This window comes from Mesorhizobium sp. M7A.F.Ca.ET.027.03.2.1, from assembly GCF_003999175.1.
Lineage (GTDB): Bacteria > Pseudomonadota > Alphaproteobacteria > Rhizobiales > Rhizobiaceae > Mesorhizobium.
On the sequence record NZ_RZOM01000727.1, the window covers coordinates 1 to 3,219 of the forward strand.

General features: G+C 63.9%; 3 protein-coding genes and 1 pseudogene. 1 reads left to right on the top strand and 3 read right to left on the bottom strand.

Annotated elements, in window-relative coordinates; translation table 11 throughout:
• Positions 1-267: pseudogene (locus EN750_RS25695) on the top strand (histidine phosphatase family protein); the annotation flags it as partial.
• 168 nt (positions 268-435) lie between these two features.
• Here EN750_RS25695 and EN750_RS25700 read toward each other — a convergent pair.
• From EN750_RS25700 to EN750_RS25710, 3 genes are all read right to left on the bottom strand, one after another.
• A complete protein-coding gene (locus EN750_RS25700; protein ID WP_127270735.1) occupies positions 436-663 on the bottom strand; it encodes a DUF680 domain-containing protein in 228 nt (75 codons plus the stop codon).
• 396 nt (positions 664-1,059) lie between these two features.
• Positions 1,060-1,839, bottom strand: coding sequence for a 4-hydroxy-tetrahydrodipicolinate reductase (gene dapB / locus EN750_RS25705; protein ID WP_127398220.1), 780 nt, complete (start codon positions 1,837-1,839; stop codon positions 1,060-1,062).
• A 17-nt stretch (positions 1,840-1,856) separates the two neighbouring features.
• Positions 1,857-3,219 (bottom strand): ATP-dependent helicase (locus tag EN750_RS25710; protein WP_145967911.1); only part of this gene is annotated, 1,363 nt, incomplete at its 5' end.

Sequence of the window (3,219 nt, forward strand, 5' to 3'; positions counted from 1 at the left end):
CTGTACGATGCTTCAGCGGCGGACATTCTGAGCCAGATTGGTCAATCCGACGCTTCAAGCGGCAGCTTGCTGGTAATTGGCCACAATCCGGGCCTGGAACATTTGGCCAGACAGCTTGCCGGGCCGGGGTCAGACGCCAAGGCGCTCGCGAGACTTGAAGAAAAATTCCCGACGGCAGCCCTGGCACGCTTCGCTTTCGAAGGTGACTGGTCCGGCCTGTCGAGCGCCCCGCTGACGCATTGTGTGCACCCGAAGGATTTGGGCTAGAATTCAGGCGCCGCGGGCAAGCTGCCACCCGGCAGACTTCGAACCAACGGTTCATGCCAACTGCGCAAAATCGGCTGCTCAAACGATGCCCCGATTGTTGCTGGTTCCATAAAAAACAAGAGCGGCGGGCAAAGCCCACCGCTCTTTGTGGTCGCAGACTTCAGAAAATCAGCGACCCCAGATGCCCTGGCCCGACTGAGCCGGCACCTTGGCATTGGCATCACCCTGCGTCTTTACGGACTTCGGGATCGAGCCGGTGTGCGTGGTGTCGATGTTGGACACAGACTGGTTCGCAACCGGCTGGTTGGCATTGTAAGAGCCATAGTTGTCGCTGCCGGCAAAAGCAGTCCCCGTGGCAACGAGGATGGCGGCGGCGGTAAGAGCGATCTTGGTCATTTTAGTTACTCCAGTATTTCTTTGTTCTGTCCGTCTGGTGGCGTGCCCTTGGGAGGAATTTCGCGTCGCTCGGACCACCCCGAGATGGGTTTGCCCTGCCGCGGATTCCAATCACGAAGATGTTCCTCCGCAGCTTGAATCCGGGCCTTGAAATTTGGCACAGGCCCCCGGCGGTCATAATTTTATTGTTCGAAAGCAAATCTTTAGTGAGATTCTTCTCCCACTATGCGAGGCCGACAACCAGGCCAGCGTTCACCATCTGCTATACAGTCCGTCAACAGAAATCGAACCGAACGGTTCGGTTTGAAGAGACCTGACCCCTCCAGCGTTCTTTTTTCGGTGCGGAGGTGGACGAGATATGGGTGCGTACGTCCAACCGGGACGACAAACCGGCCGCTATAGGCCGGTCATGCCCAGCACGTCGCGCATGTCATATTCGCCTGGCGGGCGTCCCTCGAGCCAGAGCGCGGCGGCGATGGCGCCGCGTGCGAACATGACGCGGTCGCCGGCTGCATGCGACAAGGTCAAGGTCTCGCCCTCGGCGCAGAAGCTGACGCTGTGTTCGCCGATGATGCTGCCGCCACGCAGCACCGCAAAGCCAATCTCGCCGGTCGGCCGCGCGCCGATGACGCCGTCGCGTGCAAGCCTTGCGACCGTGTCCAGGTCGATGCCGCGTCCGCCGGCTGCGGCATGCCCCAGCATCAACGCCGTCCCCGATGGCGCATCGACCTTGTGGCGATGATGCGCCTCGACAATCTCCACGTCCCAGTCATCGGGATCGAGTGCCCGCGCCGCCTGCTCGACCAGCCCGATCAACATGTTGAGCCCGAGCGAAAAGCTGCCGGAGCGCACGATGGCAATTGTTTTCGCGGCATCAGCGATAGCAGCCGATTCATCAGCATCGAAGCCCGTTGAGCCGATGACCAGGGCCGGCCCGCCGCGCTCGGCGCAAATGCTGGCCAGATCAGCCGAGGCAGCCGGCGTGGTGAAGTCGATGACCACGTCGGCCACGGCAAGCGCCTCGTCGCGGCTCACCAGCCCTTCGCCGATACTGCCCGGCCGGTGGAAGCGGGCGGCGAGCGCCAGCCGCGCGTCGCCGTGCACGGCGGACGCCATCTCGCGGCCCATGCGGCCCAGCGCACCCGCTATGGCGACCCTGACCGGTGGTTTCAACATGGGGCGCTATCCCGCAGCTATTTCCACATGCCGCGCATGCGCGCGCCGATGTCGACGCGCACCTCCGGCCGAGCCGCCCTGCCCTGTGCCACCTGTGCGCTCGGCCAGGACACCTGCTGGAACGCAGCCAGGATCGAAGCCGGGATGAAGCGGGTGCGCGAGGCATAGAGATGGCGGTCGCCGCGCGCCGCCTGGCCGTGCGGAAAGAAGCGTTGCGGCATGACCAGGTTGAGATTGTCCTTGGCCCGCGTCATCGCCACGTAGAGCAGCCGGCGCTCCTCCTCGATGTCTTCCTTGGTGCCGACGCCGAGATCGGCCGGGATACAGCCGTCGACCGTGTTGAGCACGAAGACGTTCTTCCATTCCTGGCCCTTGGCCGAATGGATGGTCGACAGGATCAGATAGTCCTCGTCGCGATGCGGCGGCCCGGCCTGGTCACTGGTGGCGTCCGGCGGATCGAGCGTCAGTTCTGTCAGGAAGCGCTCGCGCGAAGCATAGCCCGAGCCGATCTGCTCAAGTTGCAACAGGTCGGCGCGGCGCGTCGTCGCGTCCTCGTGGATGCGCTCCAGATGCGGCTCATACCACAGCCTGATCTGTTCGAGGTCGGCAGGCCATTTGGCGCCGGTCCGCAGGCCGGAATAGAGCGAGACGAAGCCCGGCCAGTCATCCGCGGCGCGTTGCGGCGGACGCCAGCCGGCCAGCCCCATGGCCTCGTCCAGCGCCGTCGTCATGGTCTCGACGATCTGCGCGGCAGCCGAAGGGCCGATGCCCGGCATCAGCTGCAGCACGCGGAAGCCGGCGACCCGGTCGCGCGGGTTCTCGGCGAAGCGCAGCACCGCCAGCACGTCCTTGACATGGGCTGCATCGAGGAATTTCAGCCCGCCGAACTTGACGAAGGGAATGTTGCGCCGCGTCAATTCGATCTCCAGCGGGCCGCTGTGGTGCGAGGCGCGAAACAGCACCGCCTGCGATTTCAGTGCCGTGCCGGCCTCGCGCTCGGCCAGGATGGTATCGCAGACGAAATTGGCCTGCTCGACCTCGTCGCGCACGGTCACCAGTTTTGGCCTGTCGGTCGACTTGCGCTCCGACCACAGGTTCTTGGTGAAGCGCTCCGAGGCTTCGCCGATCACCGCATTGGCGGCCGCCAGGATGGTTTCGGTCGAGCGGTAATTGCGCTCCAGCATCACGACGTCAGCGGCTTGCGCGAACTGGTTGGGGAAGTCGAGGATGTTGCGCACCTCGGCGGCGCGGAACGAATAGATCGACTGCGCATCGTCGCCCACCACCGTCAGCCCGGCGCCGTCGGGTTTCAGTGCCATGAGGATCGAAGCCTGCAGGCGATTTGTGTCCTGGTATTCGTCGACCAGCACATGGTCGAAA